Annotated in this window: 24 protein-coding genes, 4 tRNA genes and 1 pseudogene; 23 read left to right on the top strand and 6 right to left on the bottom strand. The window is 69.7% G+C overall.

The annotated features are described in order from the left end of the window. Positions 1 to 16: 16 nt before the first annotated feature. Positions 17 to 373, bottom strand: coding sequence for an SMP-30/gluconolactonase/LRE family protein (locus AB0L06_RS05475; protein ID WP_500229683.1), 357 nt, complete (start codon positions 371 to 373; stop codon positions 17 to 19). On the opposite strand from AB0L06_RS05475, the gene AB0L06_RS05470 reads away from it, so the two are divergent. Further along, positions 344 to 592 (top strand): Lrp/AsnC ligand binding domain-containing protein, encoded by a 249-nt coding sequence (locus AB0L06_RS05470; protein WP_500229682.1) that lies wholly within the window; start codon positions 344 to 346, stop codon positions 590 to 592. The genes AB0L06_RS05475 and AB0L06_RS05470 overlap by 30 nt on opposite strands. On the opposite strand, the gene AB0L06_RS05465 is transcribed toward AB0L06_RS05470, so the two are convergent. Then, positions 531 to 1019, bottom strand: a complete 489-nt coding sequence (locus tag AB0L06_RS05465; protein ID WP_500229681.1) for a YajQ family cyclic di-GMP-binding protein — start codon at positions 1017 to 1019, stop codon at positions 531 to 533. The two genes, AB0L06_RS05470 and AB0L06_RS05465, sit on opposite strands and share 62 nt — an antisense overlap. A gap of 167 nt (positions 1020 to 1186) precedes the next feature. Here AB0L06_RS05465 and AB0L06_RS05460 point away from each other — a divergent pair. From AB0L06_RS05460 to AB0L06_RS05430, 7 genes and pseudogenes are all read left to right on the top strand, one after another. Beyond that, positions 1187 to 1268, top strand: a tRNA-Tyr gene (locus tag AB0L06_RS05460). Positions 1269 to 3026: 1758 nt separating this feature from the next. Next, positions 3027 to 3563 carry a hypothetical protein gene (locus AB0L06_RS05455; protein ID WP_500229680.1) on the top strand — a complete coding sequence of 179 codons (537 nt, stop codon included), beginning with the start codon at positions 3027 to 3029 and terminating at the stop codon, positions 3561 to 3563. Next, positions 3535 to 3660: pseudogene (locus AB0L06_RS05450) on the top strand (hypothetical protein); the annotation flags it as partial. The gene AB0L06_RS05455 and the pseudogene AB0L06_RS05450, both read left to right, overlap by 29 nt. A 184-nt stretch (positions 3661 to 3844) precedes the next feature. Continuing rightward, positions 3845 to 4069: an ATP-binding protein gene (locus tag AB0L06_RS05445; protein ID WP_500229874.1), complete on the top strand. Its 225-nt coding sequence runs from the start codon at positions 3845 to 3847 to the stop codon at positions 4067 to 4069. Further along, positions 4066 to 4779, top strand: coding sequence for a LytR/AlgR family response regulator transcription factor (locus tag AB0L06_RS05440; RefSeq protein WP_500229873.1), 714 nt, complete (start codon positions 4066 to 4068; stop codon positions 4777 to 4779). The genes AB0L06_RS05445 and AB0L06_RS05440 overlap by 4 nt, the downstream gene beginning before the upstream one ends. 205 nt (positions 4780 to 4984) lie before the next feature. Next, positions 4985 to 6082, top strand: coding sequence for an alpha/beta hydrolase (locus tag AB0L06_RS05435; protein WP_500229679.1), 1098 nt, complete (start codon positions 4985 to 4987; stop codon positions 6080 to 6082). Positions 6083 to 6301: 219 nt separating this feature from the next. After that, positions 6302 to 6715 (top strand): PPOX class F420-dependent oxidoreductase, encoded by a 414-nt coding sequence (locus AB0L06_RS05430; RefSeq protein ID WP_500229678.1) that lies wholly within the window; start codon positions 6302 to 6304, stop codon positions 6713 to 6715. A 22-nt stretch (positions 6716 to 6737) separates the two neighbouring features. Here AB0L06_RS05430 and lepB read toward each other — a convergent pair whose 3' ends face one another. After that, positions 6738 to 7601 carry a signal peptidase I gene (gene lepB / locus AB0L06_RS05425; protein WP_500229677.1) on the bottom strand — a complete coding sequence of 288 codons (864 nt, stop codon included), beginning with the start codon at positions 7599 to 7601 and terminating at the stop codon, positions 6738 to 6740. A gap of 164 nt (positions 7602 to 7765) precedes the next feature. Between lepB and AB0L06_RS05420 the strand changes: the two genes are divergently transcribed. Continuing rightward, a complete protein-coding gene (locus AB0L06_RS05420; RefSeq protein ID WP_500229676.1) occupies positions 7766 to 8506 on the top strand; it encodes a protein phosphatase 2C domain-containing protein in 741 nt (246 codons plus the stop codon). Positions 8507 to 8593: 87 nt separating this feature from the next. Here the strand turns inward: AB0L06_RS05420 and AB0L06_RS05415 are convergent, their stop codons facing one another. Next, entirely contained in the window at positions 8594 to 9631 is a 1038-nt protein-coding gene (locus tag AB0L06_RS05415) for a hypothetical protein (protein WP_500229675.1), read from the bottom strand. A gap of 52 nt (positions 9632 to 9683) precedes the next feature. Here AB0L06_RS05415 and AB0L06_RS05410 point away from each other — a divergent pair, with 52 nt between their 5' ends. The 9 genes from AB0L06_RS05410 (at position 9684) to AB0L06_RS05370 (ending at position 16323) form a co-directional block, all read left to right on the top strand. Beyond that, positions 9684 to 10811, top strand: a complete 1128-nt coding sequence (locus tag AB0L06_RS05410) for an acyl-CoA dehydrogenase family protein (RefSeq protein ID WP_500229674.1) — start codon at positions 9684 to 9686, stop codon at positions 10809 to 10811. Positions 10812 to 10995: 184 nt separating this feature from the next. After that, positions 10996 to 11068: transfer RNA gene (locus AB0L06_RS05405), tRNA-Thr, on the top strand. A gap of 369 nt (positions 11069 to 11437) precedes the next feature. After that, positions 11438 to 11511, top strand: a tRNA-Met gene (locus AB0L06_RS05400). A gap of 119 nt (positions 11512 to 11630) precedes the next feature. Then, a complete protein-coding gene (gene rpmG / locus AB0L06_RS05395) occupies positions 11631 to 11795 on the top strand; it encodes a 50S ribosomal protein L33 (RefSeq protein WP_026404241.1) in 165 nt (54 codons plus the stop codon). 253 nt (positions 11796 to 12048) lie between these two features. Then, positions 12049 to 12486 carry a MaoC family dehydratase N-terminal domain-containing protein gene (locus AB0L06_RS05390; protein WP_500229673.1) on the top strand — a complete coding sequence of 146 codons (438 nt, stop codon included), beginning with the start codon at positions 12049 to 12051 and terminating at the stop codon, positions 12484 to 12486. Further along, a complete protein-coding gene (locus tag AB0L06_RS05385) occupies positions 12486 to 12911 on the top strand; it encodes a MaoC family dehydratase (RefSeq protein WP_500229672.1) in 426 nt (141 codons plus the stop codon). Before AB0L06_RS05390 ends, AB0L06_RS05385 begins: the two co-directional genes overlap by 1 nt. 91 nt (positions 12912 to 13002) lie before the next feature. After that, on the top strand, positions 13003 to 14073 hold the full coding sequence (locus AB0L06_RS05380) for a UDP-N-acetylmuramate dehydrogenase (protein WP_500229671.1): 1071 nt from the start codon (positions 13003 to 13005) through the stop codon (positions 14071 to 14073). A 102-nt stretch (positions 14074 to 14175) separates the two neighbouring features. Further along, on the top strand, positions 14176 to 14805 hold the full coding sequence (locus tag AB0L06_RS05375) for a TetR/AcrR family transcriptional regulator (protein WP_500229670.1): 630 nt from the start codon (positions 14176 to 14178) through the stop codon (positions 14803 to 14805). 99 nt (positions 14806 to 14904) lie between these two features. Next, positions 14905 to 16323, top strand: a complete 1419-nt coding sequence (locus AB0L06_RS05370) for an MFS transporter (protein WP_500229669.1) — start codon at positions 14905 to 14907, stop codon at positions 16321 to 16323. 1491 nt (positions 16324 to 17814) lie between these two features. Here the strand turns inward: AB0L06_RS05370 and AB0L06_RS05365 are convergent. Beyond that, positions 17815 to 18885 carry an adenosine deaminase gene (locus AB0L06_RS05365; RefSeq protein ID WP_500229668.1) on the bottom strand — a complete coding sequence of 357 codons (1071 nt, stop codon included), beginning with the start codon at positions 18883 to 18885 and terminating at the stop codon, positions 17815 to 17817. 306 nt (positions 18886 to 19191) lie between these two features. Next, positions 19192 to 20403 (bottom strand): pyridoxal phosphate-dependent aminotransferase, encoded by a 1212-nt coding sequence (locus tag AB0L06_RS05360; protein WP_500229667.1) that lies wholly within the window; start codon positions 20401 to 20403, stop codon positions 19192 to 19194. 240 nt (positions 20404 to 20643) lie between these two features. Here AB0L06_RS05360 and AB0L06_RS05355 point away from each other — a divergent pair. The 5 genes from AB0L06_RS05355 (at position 20644) to rplA (ending at position 23758) form a co-directional block, all read left to right on the top strand. Further along, positions 20644 to 20716: transfer RNA gene (locus AB0L06_RS05355), tRNA-Trp, on the top strand. A 102-nt stretch (positions 20717 to 20818) separates the two neighbouring features. Continuing rightward, the gene (gene secE, locus AB0L06_RS05350) at positions 20819 to 21067 is read left to right on the top strand and encodes a preprotein translocase subunit SecE (RefSeq protein WP_500229666.1); all 249 of its coding nucleotides are present in this window, start codon (positions 20819 to 20821) and stop codon (positions 21065 to 21067) included. A gap of 173 nt (positions 21068 to 21240) precedes the next feature. Further along, positions 21241 to 22137 (top strand): transcription termination/antitermination protein NusG, encoded by an 897-nt coding sequence (gene nusG / locus AB0L06_RS05345; protein ID WP_500229665.1) that lies wholly within the window; start codon positions 21241 to 21243, stop codon positions 22135 to 22137. Positions 22138 to 22441: 304 nt separating this feature from the next. Next, positions 22442 to 22873: a 50S ribosomal protein L11 gene (gene rplK, locus AB0L06_RS05340; protein WP_500229664.1), complete on the top strand. Its 432-nt coding sequence runs from the start codon at positions 22442 to 22444 to the stop codon at positions 22871 to 22873. Positions 22874 to 23035: 162 nt separating this feature from the next. After that, positions 23036 to 23758, top strand: coding sequence for a 50S ribosomal protein L1 (rplA, locus tag AB0L06_RS05335; protein ID WP_500229663.1), 723 nt, complete (start codon positions 23036 to 23038; stop codon positions 23756 to 23758). The last annotated feature ends 111 nt before the right edge of the window (positions 23759 to 23869 follow it).

The following is a 23869-nucleotide window of genomic DNA, read 5'->3' as shown; positions in this document are numbered from 1 at the left end:
TCCGATATACCGGATCCTAAAGGCGGGGCGCTCCCGTCACGGACATCACCAGCGAGTACAGCGAGCTGGACGCGGTGATGAACATCCGGTTGTTCTTCGGCCCGCCGAACGCGATGTTGGAGACGCGCTCGGGTATCCGCAGCCGTCCGATCAGGGTGCCGTCCGGGTCATAGCAGTGGACCCCGTCGTCGAGCGCGGCCGCCCAAAGACGCCCCTCGGTGTCGAGACGAATGTTGTCGAAACGGACGCCGTCACCGGCCTCGGCGAACACCTTCCGCCCGGAGAGCACGCCGTCCCCGAGATCCAGGAGGCCCACGTCATCGCGGGCGCCGCCGCCGTCCTCGTGAAGGTCCGCGCGGCGACCACCGAGCACCTCCAGGACGTCCTGCGCCGCCTGTACGCGATCGACGGCGTCAGCGGAACCCAGGCGACCGTGGTCCTGGAGACCTTCTTCGAACGCCCTCTGAACCCGGGCCAGGAAAGCCGACAGGGGCGCGACGCGTTCCGCGCCACGCCCCTGCCGTCCCGCGTCAGCGGTAGTTCACGAACTGAAGGGCGACGTCGAGGTCCTGATCCTTCAGCAGCGCGATGACGGCCTGCAGGTCGTCCCGCTTCTTGGAGCTGACGCGCAGCTCCTCACCCTGGATCTGGGCCTTGACGCCCTTCGGCCCCTCGTCCCGGATGATCTTGCCGATCTTCTTGGCGTCCTCCTGCGAGATGCCCTCCTTGAGCGAGACGCTCAGCTTGTGCACCTTGCCGGAGAGCTTCGGGTCCGACGGGTCGATCGACTTCAGCGAGATCCCGCGCTTGACCAGCTTGTCCCGCAGGACCTCCAGGACCGCGCTGGCGCGCTCCTCGGTGTTGGCCTGGATCTCGATCGTCTCCCCGGACCACTTGATACCGGCGTCCACGTTACGGAAGTCGAACCGTGTCGAGACCTCCTTGGCCGCCTGGTTCAGCGCGTTGTCGACCTCCTGGCGGTCAAGCTTGCTCACGATGTCAAAGGAAGAGTCCGCCACCGGACACCCCACCCCTTCTAGGCTGCGAATTCGTCCGCTCCGAGCAGCAGGCGCGCGACCCTGGGCCCACCCCGGCGCGCCCCGCCAGCGTAGCGACCCCGAGGGATGTCACACCCACTCCCCGGGTCCGCTATTCTTTCCAGTGCCGCCGCGACAGCGGCGACCACGGCGGGTTGCCCGAGTGGCCAATGGGAGCGGACTGTAAATCCGTCGGCTTAGCCTACGCAGGTTCGAACCCTGCACCCGCCACAGCAAGAGGATCAGCCCCTCACCAGGGAAAACTTGGTGAGGGGCTGATCGTTTTCATGCCGGTGGTTCCCGGCTCCTACCGGCGGTTGCCGGGTGTCTCTGTAACAGGCGTGAAACGCCTGACGGCTCGATCAGCCCTGACCGTCGCCCCCCGTACCCGCCTCGACCGCCGTCCGGCGCGACATCCCCATCATTGAGGGCTTCCTCGGTGTGGCCCCGAGGGTAGATCCAACGGCCGCAGAATCCCCGAGCCCGGAACGTCTGCATCCCCACGAACCCGACCCACGGCACGTCGCCCCGGAGCTTGGCCAACGACGGCCGCACACCCGGGTAGAGATCAGCCTCCCCGAACGTCTCCGGCCCCCGCGGCCCGCTTCTCCCGCTTTGAAGCCGGGGCGAACGCCTGGGACGTCTCCTGGTAGTCCAGCCCCGAGCCATGACTGCCCCGAACGCCGCGAGAACGTGTAGACGGTTGGGGCTCGCTGGTTGCCGAATTTGGCCGTTTGAGATCAAGGGGCGGCGGCGCTCGCGCCGTTGGCGCGGCCCGCCGCCAGCGCGGCCGGAGCGTGCGGCGTGGGTGCCGGTCCCCGCCCGCGCGCGCCCGGCCGCGCATCGGCGACGCTCCTGCCCTGCGTCCGGCGAACGGCGGTCGCCCGGACGCACCGCCGCCCGATGTCGCAGGCGGTGGCTACCGTGTCCACGCGCGGCCGACTTCGGGGCATCCAGCACGGTAGAGAGGCGGTCCTCCCGGTCTTCATGAGGGCGGCACACGTGCCCAACCATGAGGCCAGGCATCAGCAAGGAGCCGAAAGCAGCCCGTCAGGGTCGGCCGCGCATCGGTGACGCCCGGCCCTGTCTCCCTGCCAACGGTCGTGCGCCGGGGCGCACCGCCGCCTCACGGGCATCGGTCGCAGGCCGCCGGCCAACGGGCAAGCCCGCCCTACGGGTGCCTACGGAATTGGCAGGCCGCCCGCTCACACCGTCTGACCTGCCTATATGATCTCTCGACTATTCGGTCACAGAAAGGCCCACCGTGGCGGAACTCAGCTTCGCTGAGGTGTTGATCATGCTCGTCATCCTTGGGGGTGGGTTGGCCGTCGCCGTCACCCTGCTCCTCGTGCTCGTCAAGGTCGCCAAGCGACTCTGATAGGTCAGCGGAGCGGCATCGCTCGACGGTAGAGCGCGCCCGAACCAGGGGGCTGCGCCGCCCCCTGGACCCCCGCGAACCAGAGCACTCATTCGCGCGAATCTGTCTGTCACGGGTCCGCGCCGTTCGCGCGAACGAGCACTCCGGACCGACCCCGCCGACAGCCTGGTCAGCCTGCGCTGCGATCCGCCGCAGGGTGGCGACGCGTCGACCTGCCCAACAGCGTCACTGGAGCAGCCTGCAAGTGACCGCCCTGGCAAGGGAACGGCCTCTTGCGCGACACAGGCGAGGGGGCGTTCCGCCGTGCCCGGCGATCACCGGGTCTCTGGCTGGCCGTGCCGAATGCGTGCCGAGATTCCTGCCTGGATCTAGGCGGGACGAGGGCCGCGGACGTCCGTCCGATCCCCGAAGACTTCGAGTACGTCCGAACACGGCTGAGCGGTGAGGGCTGGGTCTCGTAGGGGACGGGCCCGAGCGTTTGAGACATGCCTGATGACATCGGCGCCACCTTTCCAAGCCTGTCCGGGCGGTGGCCATGTCGGGGTTGTGGCTGAAAGTGGGCTTGGCGGTGGAGGGCAGGGGATCGTTGCGGTACGGGCGTGGATCGGCGGGTGTTCGGCATCTGGACCGCGGTCGTGTCGCTGCTCGCGCTGGTGGACGCGCTGGGTTGGTGGAAGGACTACGCGGACGGGGCGCACAGCGTAGGGCTGGGGTTCGCGCAGACCATGGCGTCGTCACTGACGTGGGTCCTGGTGAATATCAGCGTGTACCTGCTCACCGTGTGGTTTCCGGTTGGCCGGCCTCGTGTGGTGCGGGCGGTGCTGGTTCACGTGGCGGGCTATCTGGTCACACTTTGCTGGCTCAGCGGGCGGATGTTCCTGTTCGATCCGGTGCTGCACTGGCTGCCGCCCGGACGGGGGTTCGGCGCGGAGTACCTCCGCGATCTCGGGGCCTACCTGGCGATGTACCTCGAGTGGGTCGGCGTGGCCCACGGGGTCTACTACTTCACCCAGTGCCAGCGGCGGCGCGACCAGCTGCTCGCAGGCCCGCGAGCAGCTGGCCCGGGCCAAGCCGCAGGCCCTGCGGGCGCAGGTCCGGCCGCATTTCCTGTTCAACGCGATGAACACCATCGCCTCGTTCGTCCATGACGACCTGCTGCGCGCGGAGCAGATGGTCGTCCGGCTGAGCACCATGCTGCGGCAGTCGCTGGAGCACGACGGCTCGCTGGAGGTGACGCTGCGCGAGGACCTGGAGGTCCTGACGGCATACGTGGACATCGAGCAGGCCCGGTTCGAGGACCGGCTCGCGGTGGAATGGTGGCTTCATCCCAAGGTACTGGACGCGATGGTCCCGCCGCTGCTGCTTCAGCCGCTGGTGGAGAACGCGGTACTGCACGGGTTCTCTCCCCCCCCCGGACGCACCGGGCACGGTGACCATCTCGGCCCGGCCGGACGGCTCCTGGCTGCAGCTGATCGTCACCGACGACGGCGTCGGGCTATCGTCCGACCGGCGGGGCTCCGGGATCGGACTGGCCAACGCCCGTGCCCGGCTCACCCAGATGTACGGCCCGGAGCACCGCTTCAGCGTCGACCCGAGCCCCGACGGCGGCGTCGCGGCGACCGTGCGGCTGCCACTGCGGACGGCACGGGCGTGATCAAGACCCTGGTCGTCGACGACGAGCCGCCAGCCCGGCGGCGGCTGCAGCGCATGTTGACCCCTCACGAGGACATCCGGCTGCTCGCCGGCTGCGGGTCGCCCGCGACGGCGATCGCCGCCCTCGACCGGCACCGGCCCGACCTGGTCTTCCTCGACATCCAGCTGTCCGAGGGCGACGGGTTCGACATCCTCGAGGCGATCTGGGGACGGCACGACCCGGCCGTCGTGTTCGTGACGGCCTTCAGCCAGCACGCCGTCCGCGCCTTCGAGATCGACGCGGTCGACTATCTGCTCAAGCCCTACGGCCAGGAGCGGCTGGACCTGGCGCTCACCCGGGTCCGCGGACATCTGGCTCAGCGTCCCGCCGCCCCCGCACTGGACCGGCTGCCCGTCGAGATCGGCGGCCGGATCCGGCTGCTGGACCTGGACGCGATCGACTACGTCCGGGCCGAGGACGGCTACCTGCGCATCCACACCGGCGCCCGCTCGCACCTGATCCGCGGCACTCTGGCCAGGCTTCAGGAGCGGCTCGGTTCCGCGGAGTTCCTGCGGATCCACCGCTCGGTCATCGTCCGGGTCGACCGGATCCGCGAGCTCGAGATCCTCGGCCACGGGGAGATGCAGCTGATCCTCAGCTCCGGCGACGTCCTCAGCTCCGGCCGCGCCTTTCGGGATCGGGTGCGGGCCGCGCTCGGCCTGCCGAACTGACCGCCGCTCCCGTTCGCCGGCCGCCCGCTCCCGTTCGCCATACGGCCCCGTCCACCGCCCCGGGAGCGCTCTTACGGTGAGCGCAACCCGTCTCCGGCAGGGTCGGGGCCGGCATCCGCTCGGGGGCGCATGTGCCGGTTCTTTCACACCACGTGGGAGTTCGCGATGAAGTACCCTCGCCGCCCTCGCGTGCGGCATCGCCGTCATGGCTCCGGCACCCGCCGCGAACGCCGCGCTCCAAGGCGCGCAGGCCACCGCTCAAGGCGCGCACGCCACCGTTCAGGGGCTCCGTGACCCGCGTCCGTGTCTGAACGACGGTGCCGTGCAGCCGGGCTTCACCTGCTGGAAGCTGACCGTCCCGTTCGACCATTCCGGCCGGACGCCCGGCACGCTCTACCTCCAGGTCGGCGCCGCCGACGGCCCGGCCAACCCCAAGGGGACGCTGGTGTTCCTCGCCGGCGGTCCTGGCCAGGAGGGCGTCGCCCTGCTTCAGCGCATCGCCGGGTGTATGCCCGAGGTGTTCAAGCAGTACCGCCTCGTCATGCTCGACCAGCGTGGCACCGGTCCGTTGGGCGCGGTCAACTGCCCGGCGATGCAGGCCCAGATCGGCGGCTCCGCGCCCGCCTGCGGGTTCGACCCGGCGCAGGATCTCGCCGAGCTCGTCCGGCGGCGCACCCCGGACGGTGGGCTGGCCCTGTTCGGCGACGTCGTGGGTTACGAGTTCATCGATCCGACCTACCGCAATCCCGGGCCGATTCCGGGCAGCGGCCTGCCGGGCGACCTCATCGGCGCGATGCATCAGGCCGTCGCCGGCGACACCCGAAAGCTCGACGCCATCGAGGCCGTCATGAACCCGGCGGACGGCACCCCCGCGAGCCGGCTGAGCGCCGGCCTGCACGCCGCCACCATCTGCAGTGACCTGCGCTTCCCCTGGGGCTCCTCGGCCACCCCGAACGGGCTTCGCCAGCCGTTCGTCGACCACGTCGCGCAGACCCTGCCCCCGTCGGCCACCTGGCCGTACACCTCGGCGGTCGCGCTCGCCCAGAGCAGCGTCCGGACCTGCCTGCGCTGGCCGGCCGAGCCCCCGAACTCCAATCCGTCCGGTCGGCTGCCCGCCCTGCCCACGCTGATCCTCAACGGCGACCACGATCTCAGCACCCCACTCGAGTGGGCCCGGCAGGAGCTCGCCGTCGGCCCGGCCGGCGCCGACCTGGTGGTCGTCGAGGGCGCCGCGCATTCCATCCAGAGCCGCGAATCCGGCCACGCCGGACGCGATGCAGTGGTCGAGTTCCTGCTGGGCTGAGCGGGATGAGTGGCCCCTGACCAGCGACAACGGTCGGGGGCCGCTCGCATGCCCAGTCCGTCTCGCAGCGGAGGAGCACCGTGAATCGGGACGGCTACACAGGCCGCCGCCCCCTGATCGGCGATCCACTAAGGGTCAGGGGCGTTCGAGTGTCGGTGCCGGACGGAGGTGGGCCCGTGGGCTTGCTTGCAGGACCGGGGGGGCCAGTAGGTTCTGCGGGTGGCGAATGTGTTGAACGACGCGGTGCGGCGGTTGCTGGACGAGGACAACCCCGCGGTGCTGGCGACGGTGAATCCCGACGGCAGTCCTCAGACGTCCGTGGTGTGGGTCGGACGGGACGGGGACGACCTGCTCGTCTCCAGCCAGGAGGGGCGGCGGAAGGTTCTGAACGCCCTGCGGGATCCGCGGGTCTCGTTGAGCGTGTACGACCGGAGTGACCCGCTCTGGTACCTCGAGGTGCGCGGTGAGTGCACCGTAGCCGAGGACGAGGGGCGCGCGCTCGCGGTGGCGCTGGCGGAGAAGTACGAGGGTGCGGGCGCGGGTGAGGAGTACCTGGAGCTGCCGCCCGAGCTCGTCCGTGTCGTGATGCGGATTTCGCCCCGGAAAGTCGTCGGGACGGCCGCGCAGGCATGAGCGGCCGTCCCGGGTGAGTCCGTTAGCGGCGGAACCGGATCCCTAGGCCCAGGGGCAGGATCAACGCGGCGAAGGCCGGGACGGGCCCCGGGTCGGGGGCCGGCAGTGGGGCGAACGCCTTGCTCTGCTTCAGTGCGGGCTGCTTGAACGTCCCCGGGATCGGGATCGTGCCCATCCGGTTGAGCGGCCAGACCTTGACGAACGCGCGTCCGATGACGTCCTTGGTCGGGATCGAGCCGTTCTCCGGGCCGTCCTGGTGCGCGCGCGAGTCGAGCGAGTTGGAGCGGTGGTCGCCCATGACCCAGAGCTGGCCGTCCTGGAGCGTGATGTCGAACGGGGTCTCGGACGGCTTGTCCTGCTGGTGGTCGTTCGGGTCGACGTAGATGTAGGCCGTCTCGTCGAGCGCGACGCCGTTCACCGTGATGCGGCCCTTCGCGTCACAGCACTTCACGTGGTCGCCCGGGATGCCGATGACGCGCTTGATGTAGTCCTTCTCGGTGGGCGCGACGCCGAAGGCCGTCCCGATCCAGCGCATCGCCTTGGAGAACGGGTTGCCCGGCTTCGACACCTGCACCTCGGGCTGCCACGAGGGCGGGCCCTTGAAGACGATGACGTCGCCCCGCGTGATGTCCCTGGTGTGGAACACGATCTTGTTCACCAGGACGCGGTCGCCGACCAGGAGCGTGTTCTCCATGGAGCCGGACGGGATGTAGAAGGCCTGGACCGCGAACGTCTTGATGACCAGGGCGAGGATCACGGCGACGGCGATGAGGATGGGCAGTTCCTTCCAGAACGACCCCTTCTTCTTGCCCTCGCTCTCTTGTTCCTCCTGGTCGGTGCCCTCCTGAGAGGGTTCTGAGTGCTGGTGTTCAGCGTCAGGTCGCACGTTCGAGAACCTCCCCGGGGACAGGCTTGCCAGCTTATGGTGTCCGATGCCTCAGCGCGCCTGTGGATCGGCCCCAAGTCGTGGACGTGCCACTGGGCTTCGTTGTTCCCAGACGGCCGTTGTTGTTCCCGGGACGAACGGACGTGTAGACCAGGCTCGTGCATGTGAGCTTCGCGAGCGAACCGACGCCCGGACGTCCGAACGAGGATTTCGTCGTCGCCGGCCCGGACTGGGCCGTCGTCCTAGACGGGGCCACCGCACCCCCGGGTGTGGACAGCGGATGTGTGCACAACCCCGCCTGGCTCGCGCGACGCCTGGGCGGGGCGCTTGCGCTGAGGCTCGCCGCAGAGGACGACCGGCCGCTGGACGACCTGCTCGCCGAGGCCATCAAGACGGTGTGCGAACTCCATGCCGACCGGTGCGATCTGGCCAACCCCGACAGTCCGTCCGCGACGGTCGCGATGCTGCGGCATCGGGACGACGCGTTGGAATGGTTGGTTCTTGCGGATTCGCCGGTTCTGATCGATGTGGATGGTGAGGTGCGTGTCGTCCGCGATGACCGCGTTGAACACCTGACCAGTTACACGCTTGAGGCCGTCCGTGCGGCCCGGAACGCGCCGGACGGGTTCTGGGTCGCGAGCACGCGCCCCGAGGCCGCCTACGAGGCTCTCAGCGGCCGTGTCGAGGCCGCCTCGGTCCGGCGGGCCGCGATGTTCACCGACGGCGCGTCCCGGCTCGTGGAACGGTTCGGCGCGCTCGACTGGCCGGGCCTTCTCGACCTCACCGACCGCGAGGGGCCGCGCGGGGTGATCGAGCGGACGCGCGCCGCCGAGTCCGCGGAACCGGACGGCACGCGCCGCGGGAAGCGCTACGACGACGCCACAGCCGTCATGGTCCGCCTCTAAACGCCACGCACGCCCGCACGTGGCACCCACGTGCGGGCGTGCGCCGAGCAGCTGGCCCGCAGTACCCGGCGCGCGCGGCGGTCGTGCTTAGCGGCCCTGGTCCGGAGCGATGTGCGGCCACCAGGCGTCGAGGTCCTCAGCATGGTGGACGCCCTCGACGGTGAGGGTCGCGTTCATCATCGGGAAGCGTCGTCCAGCAGGGAAGTGACGCGTGTACGAGGGCGGGTCCAGGACCACCACACGAGTGCCGTTGATGGCGGGGATGTCCGCGGGGACGCCCTCGTTGTAGATCCAGGCGCCATGGCCGTCCACGAGGTTCCACGTGCTGTTGACGACGGGACGGCCTTCCGGGTCCTGGTCGGTGAACCACGCGACCCACTCAGGCGGAAGCGGCTCTCCAGGCATGCATTCGGGACGGCCTAGAAGCGCCCCGGCCAGGAGGATGTGCAACTGGAAGTTGTCGCCGATGCCCGCGATCTGAACCGTCCAGCCCCGCTTGCTGGCACGGTCCAGCACCAGGAGGCGCTCGCCCTCCAGTACGCGCAGGACGTCCCGCACGTAGTTCATGTGCGAGTGGTACTCGACTAGTTCGTTGGCGAGGCGGCCGCGGCCCTCCCGTTCCTCGATGGCTCCACGCACCATCGCGGAGTTCTGCAGGATCGTCGTCATCGCCAGAGCGAACTGGGGAACCGAGAACCAGGCCAGCATCGCGCTGACGGAGTCTTCCCCGAGCTTCGCGATGAGGGCGTCCACGATCTCCTGGGACGGGCCGTCATCCTGCATGTCGGGCGGCGCGCTGCCCGTCGTCTCGCTCCATGCGCGCGAGAAGGCGACCGCTTCGGCGAACACCTCGGTCGCGCGCTCGACCAGGGGCAGGCCGATGGCTTCCGGAGTCGCGCCGTTCTCCACCCAGGAACCGGACAGGACCGAGAGCCAACCGCCGATGGATGGCTGCGCCTTGTTCAGGCCGTCCGCGATACGCGGCAGCGCCGCGGACAGATCGTCGGGAGAGACCTGCTGGCTCATGCCCATGACCTGGGGCAACAACTCGCTGAACGCGGGGTTGTCGTCGATCGCGGCCTGGACGAGGGCATCGCAGGCCCGGTGGAAATCCTCGGAACCCATGTGGATCACCCTGGCATACCGGATTCTAGAGTCGAATTCTAGAATCACCGGCATGGACGCTCAGGACTTCGCCGACGTCGTTTCGGCCGTGCGCGCCTTCGTGCGCGACCAAGTCATTCCCCGCGAGGACGAGATCGAAGAGTCCGACTCCATCCCGGAGTCGATCCGTCAGGGCGCGCGCGAGATGGGCCTGTTCGGATACGCGCTCCCCGAGGAGTACGGCGGCCTCGGCCTGTCGCTGAGCGAGGAGGTGAGGCTGGTCTTCGAAGTCGGCTACGCGAGTCCCGCCTTCCGGTCCATGTTCGGCACGAGCAACGGCATCGCCGGGCAGGTCCTCGTGAAGTCCGGCTCACAGGAACAGCGGGCGTCCTGGCTGCCGCGCCTGGCGTCCGGCGAGGTCGTGGGCGCGTTCGCGCTGACCGAGGCGGAGGCCGGCTCCGACCCCAGCACTCTCACCACGACCGCCCGGCGCGACGGGGACCACTACGTCATCGACGGCGCCAAGCGGTTCATCACCAACGCCACTGAGGCAGATGTGTTCATGGTGTTCGCGCGCACAGGAGGACCGGGCTCGCGCGGGATCTCCACCTTCCTCGTCCCTGGGGACGCACTCGGCCTGAAGGTCGGAACGCCGGACGCCAAGATGGGCCAACGCGGCGCGCACACGGCCGAGGTCTTCTTCGAAGGCGTCCGGGTCCCCGCGTCCGCGATGGTCGGGCAGGAGGGGACGGGCTTCCGCACCGCAATGGCCTCGCTCGCGCAAGGCCGCGTCAGCATCTCCGCCGTCTGTGTGGGGCTGGCCCAGCGGATCGTGGACGAGACCGTCGCGTACGCGCGCGAGCGCACCCAAGGTGGCCAGGCCATCGGCGAGTACCAGCTGATCCAGGGCCTCATCGCCGATTCCCAGGCAGAGCTGTATGCGGGCCGGGCGATGGTCCTGGAAGCCGCCCGCGCCTTCGACGCGGGCGAGGACACCAAGCTCGGACCGTCCTGCACCAAGTACTTCTGCTCAGAGATGGTCGGACGCGTCGCCGACAGGGCCGTCCAGGTGTTCGGTGGCATGGGCTACATGCACGGCGTCCCGGTGGAGCGGTTCTACCGGGACGCGCGGCTGTTCCGGATCTACGAGGGGACGAGCCAGATCCAGCAACTCGTCATCGCCCGGCACCTCCTCCGCTGAGCGTCCCGGAGCCCCCGCAAGAGCGTCGGCGAGCCCACGCCATGGGCTTGTCCCCGCCCTGCTGATCGCCTGGTGACGCCCCTGCCGAACGGGCCTGCGGCCCCAGCGGATTGATTTCGCACTACGCCGCCGGACCGTGTACTGTTCTTCCTGTCGCCGCGAACGGAAGAACGCGGAGGACAAGGCCCCTTTAGCTCAGTCGGCAGAGCGTCTCCATGGTAAGGAGAAGGTCTACGGTTCGATTCCGTAAAGGGGCTCAGACAGAAGAGCCGCACTCCGATCAGGGAGTGCGGCTCTTTTCGTATGTGCGCCATGTGCGCCTCGTATGCGCGCCGATCCGGCCGTGACCGGGTTCACGTATGTGGTCCATGGTGGCGGTGGTGCGGATTGTGCACGGAAGGCGCTGGTCAGGCGGGTGCGGGATTCGCTCGTACGCGGGCGTTGTGGTACCGTCCATCCGGTCCCAGCGGGATGATTCGCAGGTCACCGCGACAGCGGGTAACCTGGGGTCCGGTCCGCTGCGGGCCACGAGGAAACGAGTCCCCCCTGCAAGCCTCGGGAGCTCGCGTTTCCCCGGTCTGGTGAACTTCCGGTATCCTTGCAATCCGGTCGTCACCGACCATCACGGCGGGGTAGCTCAGTCAGGCAGAGCAAGCGGCTCATAATCGCTGTGTCGCCGGTTCAAGTCCGGCCCTCGCTACTACCCGAACCTCTCGGCCCCCCACGGGGTCGAGAGGGCTGGGTTGAAACAGCCGGCCTTCCACTCCTGGACGGCCGACCGAGAACGTCCATGTCCCTAGCCCAGAAAGGCACTCCAACGTGGCTGCCACCGACGTCCGGCCAAAGATCACGCTGGCCTGCCAGGAGTGCAAGCACCGCAACTACATCACGCGGAAGAACCGGCGGAACGACCCGGACCGCCTGGAGATCAAGAAGTACTGCCCCAACTGCCGGACCCACCGGCCGCACCGCGAGACCCGCTAGTAGCCGTTCGAGCACAGCGGTCCGCGCAGGCAGCTTCGCGCTTGCCTCAGACGCGCCACAGCCCGTCCTCGCCCTACCCGCGAGGGCGGGCTGAACGTCGTTCTGTTAGCGTCCCGGAGCGAGGCCGGTAAGCGGGTGCTTCGGCGCGGGTGCCCTCCCCGGTCTCCGCGCGCACGAGCCCGGACGGGAACTCCACGCGCGAGCCGGCGGACTCCACCGGGGAGTCCGCACGCGAGCGAGAAGGACGGAGTGCATGGCGATCAACCGTGAATTCATCGGGCGGACGTTCCCGACCAGCGATCCCTACGAGGTCAGCCGGGTGAAGATCCGGGAGTTCGCGGACGCCATCGGCGACGCCAATCCCGTCTACCGGGACCCCGAGGCCGCCCGCGCCGCCGGCCACCCCGACGTCATCGCGCCCCCCACCTTCCCGATCGTGGTGTCCCTCGGCGGTGGCGCGCTCGGCGACCCCGAGCTGGGAATCAACTTCGCCATGGTCGTCCACGGCGAGCAGCGCTTCGAGTACGTCCGCCCCGTGCGCGCGGGGGACGTCGTCACCTGCACCTCGACGATCACCGAGATCAAGGCGATCGGCAATAACGAGAAGGTGGACATCGTCACCGAGGTCCGCACGGCCGAGGGTGAACTCGTCTGCAAGTCGTACAACACGATCGTGGAGCGGGGGGCCTGATGACCGCCAAGGTGAAGTTCGACGAGGTCGACGTCGGCGACGAGCTGCCCGCCCAGACCTACCACGTGGACCGGGCGAACCTCGTCATGTACGCGGGCGCGTCCGGTGACTTCAACCCGATCCACTGGCGGGAGAGCTTCGCCAAGCAGGTCGGACTGCCGGACGTCATCGCCCACGGCATGTACACGATGGCCCAGGGCGGCCGTTACGTGACCGACTGGGCTGGCGATCCCGGCGCCGTCGTCGACTACGGCGTGCGCTTCTCCGCGCCCGTCGTCGTGCCCGACGAGGGCGGCGCCGATCTCGAGATCACCGGGAAGATCGAGGAGAAGCGCGACGACAACACGGTCGTCGTGGCCCTGACGGCCCGGTCGGTGGGGCAGAAGGTCCTGACCCGCGCCAAGGCCGTCGTCCGGCTCGCCTGAGTCCGGTCGAGGTCCGCGAGTACGGTACACATGAGCCGGGGGCGGCTGGCCGCCCCCGGCTCATGCGCGCGTAGGGGAGGGGAGACACCACGTGGCGGTGTTCGCTGAAGAGGTGAACCTGGCCGGATACACGACGCTGCGTCTCGGCGGCCCGGCCCGGCGGTTCGTCGAGGCCACCACCGAGGCCGAGGTCGTCGACGCCGTCCGGGAGGCCGACGCGGAGGGCGAGCCCGTCCTGGTGCTCGGCGGCGGCAGCAACCTCGTGGTGTCGGACGAGGGTTTCCCCGGGACGGTCGTCCACGTCGGAACCCGGGGCGCCGAGCAGCTGACGGACGGCCAGGGGCGCGTCCTCGTGCGCGTGCAGGCGGGTGAGGAGTGGGAACCGTTCGTGGCCCGCTGCGTCTCCGACGGCCTCTCCGGAGTCGAGTGCCTGTCGGGCATCCCCGGACGTGTGGGCGCGACCCCGATCCAGAACGTCGGGGCCTATGGGCAGGACGTGTCGGAGACCATCGTCGAGGTCCGCGCCTACGACCGCCGGTCAGGGGCGATCGTCACTCTCTCCCGGGAAGAGTGTCGTTTCACCTACCGCAACAGCCTCTTCAAGCAGACCCCGGACCAGTACGTCGTCCTTGGCGTCACCTACGCCCTGCAGGAATCCGACGAGTCCCAGCCGATCGCCTATGCCGAGCTCGCACGTCGGGTAGGTGCCGAACCGGGTGAGTGCGTCCCCCTGAAAGAGGCGCGTGACGCCGTCCTGGAACTGCGGCGAGGCAAGGGCATGGTGCTCGACCCCTCCGACCCGGACACGCGCAGTGCTGGATCGTTCTTCACCAACCCGATCCTGGACGCGGCGTCCCTCGCCGGTCTCGAACGACGCGTCGCTGAGCGCCTTGGGCCGGACGTGACGTTCCCGCGCTTCCCCGAAAGCGAAGGCCGTACCAAGACGTCCGCCGCATGGCTCATCGACCGAGCCGGGTTCGCCAAGGGCCACACCCGCGGGCGCGCGCGCATCTCCACCAAGCACACCCTCGCGCTCACCAACCCGGATGGCGGCAGCACCGAGGACCTGCTCGCGCTCGCGCGCGAGGTCCGCGCCGGCGTCCATGCCGCTTTCGGCGTCGAGCTGGTCAACGAGCCGGTGTTCGTCGGCGTGACGCTCTGACCTGCAAGATCACTCCTCGCCGCCGGTCACTTTCCGAAACGGAAGAAGAGTGTGGCGGGCCCGGGTTGACGAAGTTAGTGATTGACCAATAACTTGGGACCCATGAGTCCACGGATGAGCGCCGACGAGCGCCGCGAGCAGACGATCAGGGCCGCGATGGCCGAGTTCGCCCGCAGTGGCTTCGACGGCACCTCCACCGCGGCGATCGCCGAGCGGGTCGGGGTGTCGCAGCCCTACCTGTTCCGGCTGTTCCCGTCCAAGCGCGCGCTGTTCCTCGCCGCCGCCGAGCGCTGCTTCGACGACATGGAGCTGGCGATGCGCGACGCGGCCGGCGGCCTGTACGGCGGCGAGGCGATCACCGCCATGGGCCATCGCTACCGCGAGATCCTGGCCGGTGACTCGACCCTGCTCCGCCTCCAGCTGCAGATCTACGCCGCCGCCGTGGACGACCCCGAACTCCGTGCCCTCGGCAATGCCAAGTGGGCCAAGCTGTGGCGAACGATCGGAGAGCTCTCCGGCGAGACCCCCGAAGAGGTGATGCGGTTCATCTCCGTCGGCATGCTCCTGAACGTCCTGACCGCCTTCAATATCCCGTTCGACCGTGGCGAGCGGCTGCCCCACGTGCTGGTGGAGTGGTCGGAGCATCCCTATGAGGCTCCGATGGGGCATCGCGCCACCGACGGCTCACCGCCGATCCCGACCTCCCCGGCACCCCCCGCCGGAGAGGAGTAGCCGAGACCGGCGAAGCCTTCTTCGATTGAGCGCGCGTCCAGGCGCGCGCCTTCTTTTGCCCACTGAAGTTAGTGACTGATAACTAATCAAGGAAACTGCATGAGACCTCACGCTCTCCGCACCTTCGTGGTGACCGGCATCGCGTTGTTCATGGTCACCCTCGACAACCTCATCGTCACGAACGCCCTGCCCGCCATCAGCGAAGACCTCGGCACCGGCCTCGAGGGCCTCCAGTGGACGGTCAACGCCTACACGCTCACCTCCGCCGTCCTGCTGCTGCCCGCGGCCGCCGTCGCCGACCGGCACGGCCGACGGCGCCTGTTCATGCTCGGAATCGCCCTGTTCACCTTCGCGTCGGCCGCCGCGGCACTCGCCCCCGGCGTCGGCGTCCTCGTCGCCGCGCGGGCCGTCCAGGGCATCGGCGGTGCGATCGTCGCCCCGCTGACCCTCACCCTGCTGGCCCACGCGGTCCCGCCCGCCCGCCGGGCCGTCGCCCTGGCGGCGTGGAGCGTGATGAGCGGCCTCGGCGTCGCCCTGGGCCCGGTCGTCGGCGGTGCCATCACCGAGTACACCACCTGGGAATGGATCTTCTGGATCAACGTCCCCGCCGGCCTGCTGGTGCTCGTCCTCGCCCCGCGTTTCCTGACCGAGAGCCACGGCCCCGCCAAGCGTCTCGACCCACTCGGCACCGTCCTGGTCACCCTCGGCCTGCTCGGCGTCGTCCTCGGCCTGGTCCGCGGCAACGAGCACGGCTGGACGAGCCTTCAGGTCCTCGGGTCCGTCATCGTGGGCCTCGTCCTGCTGGGCGGCTTCCTCGTCCACGAGGCCCGCACCCCACACCCGATGCTCCCACTGACCCTGTTCCGCTCCCGCGGCTTCACCCTCGTGAATCTGATCAGCCTCGCCATGAGCTTCGGCATGTTCGGCGTGACGTTCCTGCTGATCCAGTTCCTCCAGCTCATCGGTCACATGTCGCCGCTCGAGGCCGGCGTCCGCACCCTGCCCTGGACGGCCATGCCGCTCCTGGTGGCGCCCCTCACCGCTCCACTAGCGTCCCGCATCGGCACCCGCACGGTGCTCGCCCTGTCCCTGCTCTTCCAGGCCGCAGGGCTGGCCTGGCTGGCCCTCCGCCTGACTCCCACCTTCAGCTACGCCGAACTCGTCCCCGGCTTCGTCCTGGCGGGCATCGGCATGGGTCTGTTCTTCGCACCGGTCACCCGCCTCGTCCTGTCCTTCGCCCCGGCCGCCCAGACCGGAGTGGCGTCCGGTATCAGCAACGTCGGCCGCCAACTCGGCACCGTCCTCGGCGTGGCGGCCCTGGGCGCCGTCTTCACCGCCACCGGCGACATGACCACCCCCCACCACTTCGCCACCGGCGTCACCACCGCCCTCTGGACGGCAATGGCAGTCCTGACCACCGCCACCCTGGCCACCTTCGCCGTCCCCCAACTCACCTCACCCCCCACCCAGACCACCCCCAAGCCCACCCCCCAATCCACCCCAACCCCCACCACCTGACCCACCCGCCGCGCGCGCGGCCCACCCCTCGACGCAGGCCCGCACCGCCCCCATGCTCAGCTCAACTCCCCCCGCATGAGCCAGCCCCCGCGCCGTCCCCACCCGCGCGGGGGCACGGTACTCAGCTCAACCTCCCTGGGAGCCCGCCTCCGCCGCGCCCCACCCGCGTGGGGCACCACCCGCGTGGGGCACCACCCGCGTGGGGCACCACCCGCGCGGGGCTCACGCCTGTGCTTGTGGCCGCGCCGCCGCGTGGGCCCACGCCGCCGCGTGGCCTGCGCTGTCGCGTTGGCCCACGCCGCCGCGTGGCCTGCACTTTCGTGCAGGCCCTAAGCCTGTGCGCGGCGCGAGCCTCTGTGTGGGTTTCGCCTTGGTGTGGGGATGCACCTCAGGTGCAATCCCGGTCCTTGCCTGGCGTGAGCCTGCGCGGGGCTGCGGCTTCATGGGGGCTGCACTTTCGTCTAGACCCTGAGCCTGTGCGCGGCGCGAGCCTCTGTGGGGTGCGCTTTGGTGTGGGGATGCACCTCAGTGCAGGTACGAGCCTTTGCCTGGCGTGAGCCTGTGCGCGGCGGCGACCCTGCCTTGCCTGGCGTGAGCCTGTGCGTGGCACCGCGCCTTTGTGATGGCCCGAGCCTGCGCACGGGGGTGAACCTGCGTGGACGACCCAGCTCAGCGCGGGTTCGCATCTCGGCGCATGGTCTAGTTTTTGCGTACGGAGCGCCTTCCAGTGCACGGCCCAAACCCGGTGTTGGCTACTGCCTTCGGGGGCCCCGCCCGCATGTGGGGCTCAATTGGGTGCAGGCCTCGCAGTCCGGTGCTTGGCGCGGCCTCCGCCCCGGATGGTCCTGTCGCTCGGGCGCGCCGGTTGGCCTAGCGTCGCGCATGGCGCATGGCGCAGCGTGGCGCATGGTGCTTGGCTCAGCGTCCGCACATGGTTCAGCGTCCGCACATGGTTCAGCGTCCGCGCGGGGCGCTTGGCTCGGCCTTCGTGTGCGGCATGTTTTGGCGGGCGGTCCGGCTCAGACGGGCCTGCCTCCGTGGTGGCCTTCTGTGCGTGTGGCCGCGTCTTCGAGTAGGTCCGAGTCTTTGTGTTGGGGCCTGCCTGGCGCGGGCCCGCGCTTTCGTGCCTGGCTTGGCTCTTGGGGACGGCGCTGTCTGCTTCTCCAGCAGTCGCGTTCGCGTGGCGTCGACCTGGGGGCGTCGGTCCGCGAGGGGTGCTTGTTCGTGACTGCGGTTGGGCGCCCTCTGCGGTTGGGCGCCCTCTGACCTCTGTGGGTGGGCGCCCTCCGTGGGGGCGCCCTCTGTGGGTGGTGCGGTCTTTCGCGCTTGGCCTCCCGCGCTTGGCCTGCTGTGCGTGGTCTTCCGCGTGCGGTCTTTCGTGCGTGGGTTGTCGTCTGCGGCTTGCCGTCTGCGGGGGAGGGGGTGCGGGGTGGGCGTCTGACGGCGGGCAGGGGGATGGGGGGATGGTGCGGGATGTGTGGGTGGGCGGGGTTATTCGGGGGGGTTTGCCAGCCAGGTGTCGACTTGGGCGAGGAGGCGGGTGCGGAGGGGGGTGGGGGCGGCGGAGGCTTGGATGGAGTGGCGGGCCAGGTCGGCGAGCTCGGGGTCGGTGAAGTGGTGGACTTCGCGGGCGAGTTCGTACTGGCGGGCCAGACGGGAGCCGAAGAGGAGGGGGTCGTCGGCGCCCAGGGCGAGGTGGGCGCCCGCCTCGTAGAGGGTGCGGAGAGGGACGTTGGACGGGGTGGAGGCGACCCCGAGGCTCACGTTGGAGGCAGGGCAGACCTCCAGGGCGACGCCGCGGTCGGCGATGCGGGCGAGGAGGCGGGGGTCCTCGACGGCGCGGACGCCGTGGCCGATGCGGTCGGCCTCGAGGGTGTCCAGGCACTCGCGGATGCTGGCCGGGCCGAGGAGTTCGCCGCCGTGCGGGACGGACAGGAGACCCGCGCGCTTGGCGATGCGGAAGGCGCCGTCGAAGTCGTAGGCGCGGCCTCGGCGTTCGTCGTTGGAGAGGCCGAAACCGACGACGCCCTGGTCGACGTAGCGGGTCGCCAGGCGGGCGAGGGTCTTGGCGTCCAGGGGGTGGCGGGTGCGGTTCGCGGCGACGATCACGCCGATGCCGACGCCCGTGGCCTTCTCGGCCTCGCGGGCGGCCGACAGCACCAGTTCGACGGTGGGGGTGAGGCCGCCGAAGCGGGCCGCGTAGCCGCTCGGGTCGACCTGGATCTCCAGCCAGCCGGACCCCTCGGCGGCCTCGTCCTCGGCGGTCTCGCGGACCAGCCGGCGCAGGTCGTCAGGGGACTGCAGGACGGACCGGGCGATGTCGTAGAGGCGCTGGAACCGGAACCAGCCGCGTTCGTCGGTGGCGCGGAGCCGGGGCGGCCAGTCCTCCACGAGGGCGTCCGGCAGATGGACGCCGTACTTGCCGGCCAGCTCCACCAGGGTCGAGTGACGCATCGAGCCGGTGAAGTGCAGATGCAGGTGGGCCTTGGGGAGCGTCGCCACCGGACGCGGGCGCGGAGTCTCGAGCAGTGGGGACGCGACGGACGTGGTAGGGGCCTCCATGAGCCAATGTTGCCGGATCCGAGCCGGTGTGGAACCCGCGCCTCACCAGGATCATCAGTCCGGACTACCCGCCATGACCCGTTGCGGCCATCCGCCACATGATCCTTTAGGTGGTCCGGACGGACGCCTCCACGCATCGAAAACCCCGCAGGACAGGGTGATATGAAGATTCCGGACGTTGGCGGGAACGAGGGAACGAATCGCGTGAGCCCGGGCGCGCTGTGTGGAAAATCACCTCGCACGTCCCGCGCGGGGCATGGGAAAGCCCCGGCCCGAAAACCGAGGGCCGGGGCTTCACGAATCCGGTCAGTGGGCCTCGTTGAGAAGCTTGGCGACCCGGGACACGCCCTCGACGAGGTCGTCGTCGCCGAGCGCGTAGGAGAGGCGGAAGTAGCCGGGGGTGCCGAACGCCTCACCCGGGACGAGCGCGACCTCGGCCTCGTCCAGGATCAGGGCGGCCAGCTCGACCGAGGACTGCGGGCGCTTGCCGCGGATCTCCTTGCCGATCAGCTCCTTGACCGACGGGTAGGCGTAGAACGCGCCCTCCGGCTCGGGGCAGAGGACGCCGGGGATCTCGTTGAGCATCCGGACCATGGTCTGGCGGCGGCGGTCGAACGCCTTGCGCATCTCGGCGACGGCCGACAGGTCGCCGGTCACGGCGGCGAGCGCGGCGGCCTGCGAGACGTTCGCGACGTTGGACGTGGCGTGGGACTGCAGGTTCGCGGCGGCCTTCACCACGTCCTTCGGACCGATCATCCAGCCCACCCGCCAGCCGGTCATCGCGTAGGTCTTGGCGACGCCGTTGAGCACCAGCGTCCGGTCGGCCAGCTCAGGCACGACCACCGGCATCGAGTGGAACTCCGAGTCCCCGTACACCAGGTGCTCGTAGATCTCGTCGGTGACGACCCAGAGGCCGTGCTCGGCGGCCCAGCGCCCGATCGCCTCGATCTCGTCCCGCGGGTAGACCGCGCCGGTCGGGTTGGACGGCGAGACGAACAGCAGCACCTTGGTCCGCTCCGTGCGGGCGGCCTCGAGCTGCTCCACGGTGACCCGGTAGCCGGTGGTCTCGTCCGCCACCACGTCCACCGGGACGCCGCCGGCGAGCTTGATCGACTCGGGGTAGGTCGTCCAGTACGGGGTCGGGACGATGACCTCGTCGCCCGGGTCGAGCAGCGTCGCGAACGCCTCGTAGACCGCCTGCTTGCCGCCGTTGGTCACGAGCACCTGGGCGGCGTCCACCTGGAGGCCGGAGTCGCGCAGCGTCTTCTCGGCGATCGCCTCGCGCAGCTCCGGCAGGCCGCCGGCGGGGGTGTACTTGTGGAACCGCGGCACGCGGCACGCGGTCACGGCCGCCTCGACGATGTAGTCGGGCGTCGGGAAGTCGGGCTCGCCGGCGCCGAACCCGATGACCGGACGGCCCGCCGCCTTCAGCGCCTTGGCCTTGGCGTCGACGGCCAGCGTGGCGGACTCGGAGATGGCGGCGATGCGCCTGGAGATGCGGGGACGCTCAGTGCTCATGTCCGTAACGTTACCGAGGGCCGGGCATGACTTCAGCGAGATATCGCAGCCGTTGTGGCTGGTCGGAGAGACATGCCGGGGGCGGTTTTGGGTTTCCGGTTCGACGGGAGGGCGTTCGGGGCCGTAGACTCCACTGCCTAGTGACGCGTCACCGGGATACGGCCCTGTCCGCACAAGCCGTAAGCTGGGACCGGCACGAACCGTTCCGCGAGGAACGGAGTCTCCTCCGGGAGGCGTTGAAGGGCAGTGGCTCAATTGGTAGAGCTCCGGTCTCCAAAACCGGCGGTTGGGGGTTCGAGTCCCTCCTGCCCTGCGAGGTGCGGTGCGCGCTTCCCCGCGCGGCCACGGGCTGCCGGGGTCCGCGCGAACAACCACGACGTGGTTGAACACGACCTATGAGGTGAACGGCGGCACAATGGCGACTGAGACGCGCGGCGAAGCCGCGGCCAAGGACGAGGGCAAGTCGAGCTCCGCGCCCAAGCGGACGACGCCCCCGCTCTTCGTACGCCAAGTGATCGCCGAGCTGCGCAAGGTCATCTGGCCGACGCGCCGTGAGCTGATCACCTACACCACGGTCTCCCTGGTCTTCGTTCTGGTCATGGTCGCGCTCGTCGCGGGCATCGACTGGGGTCTGCAGAAGGGCGTGTTCTGGCTCTTCGGCTGATCCGCGCCGACCGCGGGACGCACGTTCGCCGCGTGTCCCCGTCGCCGGAGACGTGATCTCCGGCGCCGTCCCCGTGGTCCGCGTCAGCAGAACGAGTCGACCAGCCCCCCGCGTCCGGTCTCACCGCCGGAAAACTCCAGCCATGCCAGACCGAGAGAAGAAGGATCAGCACCGTGTCCGAGTCCTCACAGCCCAACGACGAGGCCATCGAAGAGGCCCAGTCCGCTGCGGCTGACGCGGCCGAGCCGACGGACGAGGCGGCCGCCGCGCCCGCCGACGGTGTCGCGGACGCCCCGGCCGGCGAGGACGCCGCCGCAGAGGGCGACGCCACGGAGGACGCCGCTGCGGAGGACGCCGCTGCGGAGGGCGACGCCACGGAGGCCGAGGCCGCCGGGACCGAGGCCGAGGTCGAGCAGACGGACGCCGAGGATGGCGAGGACGCCGAGGACGCCGAAGAGGCTCCGCCCGCGCCGCCGGCCGACCCGTACGCGGACTTCAAGATGCAGCTCCGGCTCCAGCCGGGCGACTGGTACGTCGTGCACTCCTACGCGGGGTACGAGAACCGGGTCAAGACCAACATCGAGACCCGTACCCAGACGCTCAACATGGAGGACTACATCTTCCAGATCGAGGTTCCTCAGCACGAGGTGACCGAGATCAAGAGCGGCAAGCGCCAGAAGGTCAACGAGAAGGTCCTGCCGGGTTACATCCTGGTCCGCATGGAGCTGACCGACGAGTCGTGGGCCGCGGTCCGCAACACGCCGGGCGTCACCGGGTTCGTCGGCCTGTCGAACAAGCCGTCCCCGCTGATGCTGGACGAGGTCGCCAGGCTGCTGGCCCCGGAGCCGGAGGAGACCCCGGAGACCAAGGCCAAGGAGACCGCCAAGATCGCCAGTACCGTGGACTTCTCGGTCGGCGAGTCGGTCACCGTCATGGACGGCCCGTTCGCCACCCTCCCGGCCACGGTCAACGAGATCAACATCGAGCAGCAGAAGCTCAAGGTGCTGGTCTCGATCTTCGGCCGCGAGACCCCGGTGGAGCTCTCCTTCAACCAGGTCTCCAAGATCTGACGAGGCTTCCCGCGAACGCTCCCGCCGCCACCCGGCGCGGGGGCGTTCCGCTTTTCCGGCCCTGACCGTGTCCCGCTGGACGAGTCGCTCCGCCGGATCGCCTACACTTGCTGGTCGGCCCCGCCTCGGCGGGGAAGGCTCCGAACGTCGCGGACGGGTCGCACGACCTCCGCGCCGGCCCCGCGTTCCGCGGGATGCCGGAGCCGCCTTTTCCCGGCTTCTACACGGCGGGTTCGTCCCGGCCGTCGTGTTGCCCGTTCCCACGGGAGTCGAAGCCACCATGAAACGGGACAGAGGAGGGCGCATGCCTCCCAAGAAGAAGAAGATCTCCGCGATCGTCAAGGTCCAGCTGAACGCCGGCGCCGCGACCCCCGCGCCGCCCGTCGGTACCGCGCTCGGTCCGCACGGCGTCAACATCATGGACTTCTGCAAGCAGTACAACGCTGCCACGGAGTCCCAGCGCGGCAACGTGATCCCGGTCGAGATCACGATCTACGAGGACCGCTCGTTCACCTTCGTCACCAAGACCCCGCCGGCCGCGCAGCTGATCCTGAAGGCCGCGGGCGTCGAGAAGGGCTCGGGCGAGCCGCACAAGACCAAGGTCGGCAAGGTGACCCGCGACCAGATCCGCGAGATCGCGACCACCAAGATGCCCGACCTGAACGCCAACGACCTGGACGCCGCCGAGAAGATCGTCGCCGGCACCGCCCGCTCCATGGGCATCGAGGTCGAGTAGTGCTCCGGCGCCCGCCCCGTGCGGGCGCCACCACCCGCTGATCGGTGGGTACCGGCCGTCCACCTGCCCGGTGGACGGCCGCCCGTCCGCCCCGCGCGGACGTCGAGAAGACAGTGGAAGGGCCGCTGCGAGGCCCGCACCACGATCCCCTGAGGAGGGAACATGAAGCGCAGCAAGGCGTACCGCGCCGCCATCGAGAAGATCGAGAAGGACCGTCTCTACACCCCGGCCGCCGCTGTGAAGCTGGCCAAGGAGACCACGGTCACCAAGTTCGACGCGACCGTCGAGGTCGCCCTGCGCCTGGGCGTCGACCCGCGCAAGGCCGACCAGATGGTCCGCGGCACCGTCAACCTGCCGCACGGCACCGGTAAGACCGCCCGCGTGCTGGTCTTCGCCGGTGGCGCCAAGGCGGACGAGGCCCGCGAGGCCGGCGCCGACATCGTCGGCTCGGACGACCTGATCGAGCGGATCCAGGGCGGCTTCCTGGACTTCGACGCGGTCGTCGCGACCCCGGACCAGATGGGCAAGGTCGGCCGCCTGGGCCGCGTGCTCGGTCCGCGTGGCCTGATGCCGAACCCGAAGGTCGGCACCGTCACCATGGACGTCGCCAAGGCCGTGACCGACATCAAGGGCGGCAAGATCGAGTTCCGCGTCGACCGGCACTCGAACCTGCACTTCATCATCGGCAAGGCCTCCTTCTCCGAGACCCAGCTGGTGGAGAACTACGCCGCCGCGATCGAGGAGATCATGCGGCTCAAGCCGTCCGCCGCCAAGGGCCGGTACGTGAAGAAGGCCGCGATGACCACCTCGATGGGCCCGGCCATCCAGGTCGACCCGAACGTGGTCCGCAACCTCACCGCCGAGCTCGAGGGTTCCGCCGCCTGAGCGGTCCCCGTGAGCGGCTCGGCGAGCCGAGCGTGCTGAATTGGACGTCCCCGGACACGGGGGCGTCCTTTTCGCTTTCCGGGACGGAATCGACGCCTCATGGTCCCCTGG

Source organism: Spirillospora sp. NPDC052269 (assembly GCF_040679435.1).
Taxonomy (GTDB): Bacteria; Actinomycetota; Actinomycetes; order Streptosporangiales; family Streptosporangiaceae; genus Spirillospora.
Note: the sequence above shows the minus strand (reverse complement) of the source record. Positions and strands in the feature narration are given on the sequence as shown.